The sequence below is a fragment of the Hoeflea sp. genome, assembly GCF_984452065.1.
Genome location: NZ_CFHWAF010000206.1, coordinates 1 through 5,499, shown reverse-complemented (window position 1 = coordinate 5,499; position 5,499 = coordinate 1). Strand labels below are relative to the sequence as shown.

The window sequence follows — 5,499 nt, the reverse complement described above, 5'->3', positions numbered from 1 at the left end:
TTGCCCGATGCACCACATCGCGCTGCGCGACGCGCCTTGCCGAATGAACCGATTTACCGCCATCAAATGCTTCACACAAACAATGAAACGGTCTAAAGCGCATTCCTCCGTCGCCTGTACGCCGACAATAGCATACATATCCGAAATTGAATGGTTCTAGCTGCGTGTTGCGTCCATGATCGCCTGCCGCAGCTCGTCCATTCCGGTCGATTTTTCCGAAGACGTGGCGATGATGCCCGGAAATGCGGCGGGCCGCCGCCTGATCCGCTCGTCGGTTTCACGCATGAGCCTGTCGATGCCGGGTGTCTTGATCTTGTCGATCTTCGTCAGGACGATCTGGTAGGAAACCGCTGCCGTGTCGAGGAGTTTGAGAACCTCCTCGTCATTGGGTTTCAGGCCGTGGCGGGCATCGATCAGCACATAGACCCGCTTGAGGGTCGAGCGGCCGCGCAGATAGTCGAAAACGAGTTTGGTCCATTTTTCGACCTGTGCCTTCGGCGCCTTGGCGAAGCCGTAACCGGGCATGTCGACAAGGGCGAGCGGAGGCAGGTCGCCGGCCGTGCCCGAATAACCGTCGGGCACGAAATAGTTCAGCTCCTGGGTGCGTCCCGGCGTGTTCGAGGTGCGGGCGAGGCCCTTCTGGCGCACCAGCGCATTGATCAGCGACGATTTGCCGACATTGGAGCGCCCGGCAAAGGCGATTTCCGGCGGACCTTCCGGCGGCAGGAACGTCATCGCCGGCACGCCGCGGATAAACACCCAGGGCCGCGCGAAGAGTGTCGCGGCATCGGGCGCGTCTGTCGGCCTGTCGCTCATCTGCCGGAAAGAAAGCGGCTATTCGGCCGCTTTCGGCTTCTTCTTGAACATGTTGATCAGATTGTCCCAAAGCTCGATCTTGACGCCCTGGCGCTTCATGATCACGCCCTGCTGGAGAATCGACAGGAAGTTGTTCCACGCCCAGTAGATCACCAGACCCGCCGGGAAGGTGGCCAGCATGAAGGTGAAGATCACCGGCATCCAGTTGAAGATCATCGCCTGTGTGGGGTCGGGCGGTGTCGGATTCATGCGCATCTGCAGGAACATGGTGATCCCCATCAGCAGCGGCCAGATGCCGATCATCAGGAACAGCGGCGGCGTGAACGGCAACAGCCCGAAAAGGTTGAAGATCGTTGTCGGATCGGGGGCCGACAGGTCCTGGATCCATCCGAAGAAGGGCGCATGGCGCATTTCGATGGTGACGTAAAGCACCTTGTAGAGCGCAAAGAAGACCGGAATCTGCAGCAAGACCGGCCAGCAGCCGGCGACCGGGTTGATCTTTTCCTTCTTGTAGAGCTCCATCATGGCCTTCTGCATGGCCTGGCGGTCGTCGCCATGCTTGGCCTTGATTTCCTCCATCTGCGGCTGGACCTTCTTCATATTGGCCATCGACTTGTAGGACTTGTTGGCCAGCGGGAAGAAGAAGAGCTTCAGGATAACGGTTGTCGCCAGAATCGCCACGCCGAAATTGCCGAAGAACCGGTATAAATAGTCGAGCAGGTAGAACATCGGCTTGGTGATGAAATAGAACCAGCCCCAGTCGATCATCAGGTCGAACCGGTCGATATTGTAGGTGCCCTGATAGTCCTGAATGATCGGAACCAGCTTGGCGCCGGCGAAGAGGTGTTTTTCGCTGGTCTGCGTCTGGCCCGGCTGGACCGTGACCGCGTCGCTCAGAAAATCCGTCTGGTAGCGCGGCCGGCCGTCGTCGAAATAGGAGAACCGCGTCTGGAACGGATTGCCTTGCGCCGGGATAAGCGCGGTCGCCCAGTATTTGTCCGTTATGCCCATCCAGCCGACATTGGACTTGGCCGGGCTGATGGTGCGGTCGTTTTCGACATCGTCATAGTCGATTTCCTGCAGACCCTCCTCGCCGATGACGCCCAGCAGTCCCTCGTGCAGGACGAAGATGCCGGTGAGCGAAGGCTTGTAGAGCCGGGTGATGCGCCCGTATGGCGACACGGAAACGGCGCTGTCCGAATTGTTCGTGACGGCGTCGATGACCTCGAACATGTAATTGTCGTCGACGCTGATCGTGCGCTGGAAGGCAAGGCCCTTGTCGTTCGTCCAGTTCAGCACCACCGGTGTCGATGGCGTCAGTGTCGGCGTGCCCTCAACCTGCCAGACCGTCTCCGGTCCGGGTACGGTGCCGCTGATATCGTTGCCGGCATAGCCGAATTCGGCGAAATAGCCTTCCTGCATGGAAGCCGGCGACAGGAGCTCGATGATCGGGCTCGTCGGGTCCACGGTCTCGCGGTAGTTTTTCAGTTTCAGATCGTCGAAACGCGCGCCGGCAAGGTTGATCGATCCGGTCAGCGCCGGTGTCTCGATCGTGACGCGTCGGGACTGGCCGAGGGAAGCCTCGCGGCTCACCGTCGAAGCAGCGCCGGTGGTCCCTGATGCGGCGCCGGGCAGACCGGTCGCGGTCGGGGATCCCTGTTGAGGCAATTCGGAAGAACCGCCGGGCGAAGATGTCGCGGGCTGGCCGCTTTGCGGCGTCTGCTGCTCGAGCTGCTGCTGTTGCAGCGCTTCCTGCGCGGCCCGCTCTTGCTCGATTTTCGGATTGACGTACAGAAACTGCCAGGCGATCAGGATCAGCACCGAAAGCCCAATGGCTATGAAGTAATTTTTGTTCTGTTCCATCACTCGGTTCCGTTTTTCGGCGCAGGATTGCGACCGGTGCCGCGCTTGCCTGTGGCGGCCTTTCCGATGCGTGTCGCCAGCGCGTCCGACAAGGCTTCGAAAGGAGCCTTCAGTGCATCGCGCCGCGCTACCACCACATAGTCATGACCGGGCTTCATATCAAACCCGGCGCCGGTTCTCACGGCCTCCTTGAGTCGCCGCCGGATCCGGTTGCGTTCGACCGCATTGCCCTGCCGTTTTGTCACCGTGTAGCCGATGCGCGGTACGTCATGCGGCCGCGCGCGATCCAGGACCTCGACAATGAAATAGGGGCCCTTGCGCCGTTCACCCTTGCGAACGGCCAGAAATTCGGAGCGTTTGCGAAGACGCCCGATTTTCGGCGATAGCCTCATCGGCGGCATGGGCCCTCTTCGGGTTGTACCGGCCGGTTCAGGCCGAAAGGCGCTTGCGTCCGCGCGAGCGGCGTGCGGCGAGGACCTTGCGGCCGCCCTTGGTGGCTGTGCGGGCGCGGAAGCCGTGGCGGCGCTTGCGCACGATTTTGGATGGTTGAAAGGTACGCTTTGTCATTTATTTAAACACCGCGGTGTGCGGCCCTTCTTTGGCTGTCAAAACAGCAGCGTTGCGATTGTCGTCCGGGCCTCCTGGGCGCAATGAAACAAGCGCCGGACGATTAAACCCGAACGTGCGCGGCTTATACGCAGAAAGCCCTGTTCAAGTCAATCGCGTTGCCTGTCTGCGGACGCGTTCAGGCAAGGCCGGCCGGCGGATTGCCGGGCCGGCCATCCATCACCTTGTTTCACATGACGGTGAGAACGCGGCCGCGGCCCTTGCCTGTTGCCGGTGCCCGCGCGATTTTCCTGCCGGTGTGGATGTTGCCGCTCTGGCTCAGACAATTGAGGAAAGCCCATGACAGACCTGTCCCGACGCTCTTTTCTGATTGCAGGCGCGACGCTTGCCGGTGCTTACGTCACCGCAATCCCGGGCACCCGGGCGGCCAGAGCGATCGGCCGGCTGCGCCCGCGCGGCGGCAGTGGCTTTGATCACTCGGCTTTTGACACGCTGCTGAGAACCCATGTGAAGCCGGACGCCGAGGGATACAACAGGTTTGACTATCGCGGTTTGAAATCATCGGGCCAGGGCGCGTTGAAATCCTATCTTGTCGCCCTTCAATCGGTCCGCCCGACGACGCTGTCGGCGAACGAGGCGCATGCCTACTGGATCAATCTCTACAATGCCGCGACGCTTGATGTGGTTGCCGACTACTATCCGGTCAGCTCGATCAAGAATATCAAGCTGGGCGGCGGCGGATTGTTCGGTTCGGGACCCTGGTCGAAGAAGCTGATGACCGTCGAGGGTGTGGAGCTTTCGCTAGACGATGTCGAACACCGGGTCGTGCGGGCTCTGTTCAACGATCCCATGTCCCACTACGGCTTGAACTGCGCATCCTATTCCTGTCCCAATCTGGCGGTCAGAGCCTATACCGGCGCCAATGTGGACAGCCTTTTGGCACAGAATGCCCGTGACTATGTCAATCACGCGCGCGGCGTATCGGTCAAATCGGGCCGCATCACCTCATCCAAGATATATTCCTGGTATGCCGAAGACTTCGGCGGAAAGAGGCGCCTGAAAGACCATTGGGGCGACTTTGCGGAACCGCGGCACAAGGCCGACATCAATTCCGCGAGCCTTGGCCGCTTTGTTTACGACTGGTCCCTCAATGACATCGGTTAACCATTTGGTGACCATAGCATATCACGCTGGCGTGAGCGTCGTGTCGCCTGCGCTCACACACACGTTCGAAAACGCGAGTTGAATTCATTGGCGCAGCAGCACTGCCGCACTTAGGTTCCTGAAACGAGGGGGTCCTACCGGCCCCCCGGCCATTTGGAAGACGAGGAGCGCTCCATGACAGCAGAGACGAGACGGGCAGGCGAGGCGGCGGGCGCGCAGCTTGACCGCGATAGCGTCATGGATGAAGACGGTGCCATGGAAACCAGGAGCAGCAGCGGACGGATGAAGCGCTTTGCGCCGCTGGGGGTGATCCTGTGCGGGCTGGCGCTCGGCTACTATTACGGCCTGCACGAATTCCTCACCTTTGAGGCGCTGATCGAGCACCGCGATGCGCTGAAAGCCTATGTGATGGACAACATCGTCATCGCCTGCCTTGTCTATCTGCTCGCCTATACCGCCGCAGTGGCGTTTTCCTTTCCTGCCGCGTCGCTGCTGACGATCCTCGGCGGTTTTCTGTTCGGCTGGTTCCTCGGCGGCACGCTCACGGCCTTTGCCGCGACCATCGGCGCATCGATCATCTTTCTTGCCGCCCGCACCGCCATGGGCGATTTCCTGAAGAAAATGGCCGGTCCCGGCGTTGCCAGGCTGGCTGACAGCTTTGAGGAAAACGCGTTCGGTTTCCTGCTTGTTCTGCGGCTCGCGCCGGTTTTTCCGTTTTTTGTCATCAATATCGCGCCGGCTCTGTTCAACGTGCCGCTGCGCGTCTATGTGGCTGCCACCTTCCTCGGTATCCTGCCGGGCACCTACGCCTATGCCTATCTCGGCCAGGGGCTGGACAGTGTGATCCTTTCGGCCAAGGAAGCCGGACGCGATATTTCTCTTTCGGATCTCGTCACCACCGAACTGACCATTGCATTTGCGGCTCTGGCCGTTGTCGCCGCGATACCGTTTGTTATCAAAAAATTTCGCGCGGGCCGCGAAATCTGAATTATTCTGCGCCCGGCAGGCCTGCCGGGCTGTTTCTTTATTGAGCCAGAGCGAGTTGTGATTAGATTGAAGCATTTGATGGCGGAAAATCGGTTCACTCGG

The 5,499-nt window shown here is 60.1% G+C and carries 6 protein-coding genes; 2 read left to right on the top strand and 4 right to left on the bottom strand.

The window, feature by feature from the left end; translation table 11 throughout:
* Positions 1 to 156: 156 nt before the first annotated feature.
* From yihA to rpmH, 4 genes are read right to left on the bottom strand one after another with little or no spacing between them, the layout of a single operon-like run.
* On the bottom strand, positions 157 to 816 hold the full coding sequence (gene yihA, locus AC5E6N_RS23045) for a ribosome biogenesis GTP-binding protein YihA/YsxC (protein ID WP_491749998.1): 660 nt from the start codon (positions 814 to 816) through the stop codon (positions 157 to 159).
* A gap of 18 nt (positions 817 to 834) precedes the next feature.
* Complete coding sequence (gene yidC, locus AC5E6N_RS23040) at positions 835 to 2,679, bottom strand: membrane protein insertase YidC (RefSeq protein ID WP_491749997.1); 1,845 nt, start codon at positions 2,677 to 2,679, stop codon at positions 835 to 837.
* Positions 2,679 to 3,080, bottom strand: a complete 402-nt coding sequence (gene rnpA, locus AC5E6N_RS23035; protein ID WP_491749996.1) for a ribonuclease P protein component — start codon at positions 3,078 to 3,080, stop codon at positions 2,679 to 2,681. The genes yidC and rnpA overlap by 1 nt, the downstream gene beginning before the upstream one ends.
* Before the next feature lie 28 nt (positions 3,081 to 3,108).
* The gene (gene rpmH / locus AC5E6N_RS23030; RefSeq protein WP_267992118.1) at positions 3,109 to 3,246 is read right to left on the bottom strand and encodes a 50S ribosomal protein L34; all 138 of its coding nucleotides are present in this window, start codon (positions 3,244 to 3,246) and stop codon (positions 3,109 to 3,111) included.
* 339 nt (positions 3,247 to 3,585) lie between these two features.
* Here rpmH and AC5E6N_RS23025 point away from each other — a divergent pair, with 339 nt between their 5' ends.
* A complete protein-coding gene (locus tag AC5E6N_RS23025; protein ID WP_491749995.1) occupies positions 3,586 to 4,410 on the top strand; it encodes a DUF547 domain-containing protein in 825 nt (274 codons plus the stop codon).
* Positions 4,411 to 4,584: 174 nt separating this feature from the next.
* Positions 4,585 to 5,397, top strand: a complete 813-nt coding sequence (locus AC5E6N_RS23020) for a TVP38/TMEM64 family protein (protein ID WP_491749994.1) — start codon at positions 4,585 to 4,587, stop codon at positions 5,395 to 5,397.
* The last annotated feature ends 102 nt before the right edge of the window (positions 5,398 to 5,499 follow it).

Excerpts from the sequence above, each read along its gene's own strand:
- yihA (WP_491749998.1), bottom strand. The coding sequence starts at position 816 with ATGAGCGACAGGCCGACAGACGCGCCCGATGCCGCGACACTCTTCGCG.
- yidC (WP_491749997.1), bottom strand. The coding sequence starts at position 2,679 with ATGGAACAGAACAAAAATTACTTCATAGCCATTGGGCTTTCGGTGCTG.
- rnpA (WP_491749996.1), bottom strand. The coding sequence starts at position 3,080 with ATGCCGCCGATGAGGCTATCGCCGAAAATCGGGCGTCTTCGCAAACGC.
- rpmH (WP_267992118.1), bottom strand. The coding sequence starts at position 3,246 with ATGACAAAGCGTACCTTTCAACCATCCAAAATCGTGCGCAAGCGCCGC.
- AC5E6N_RS23025 (WP_491749995.1), top strand. The coding sequence starts at position 3,586 with ATGACAGACCTGTCCCGACGCTCTTTTCTGATTGCAGGCGCGACGCTT.
- AC5E6N_RS23020 (WP_491749994.1), top strand. The coding sequence starts at position 4,585 with ATGACAGCAGAGACGAGACGGGCAGGCGAGGCGGCGGGCGCGCAGCTT.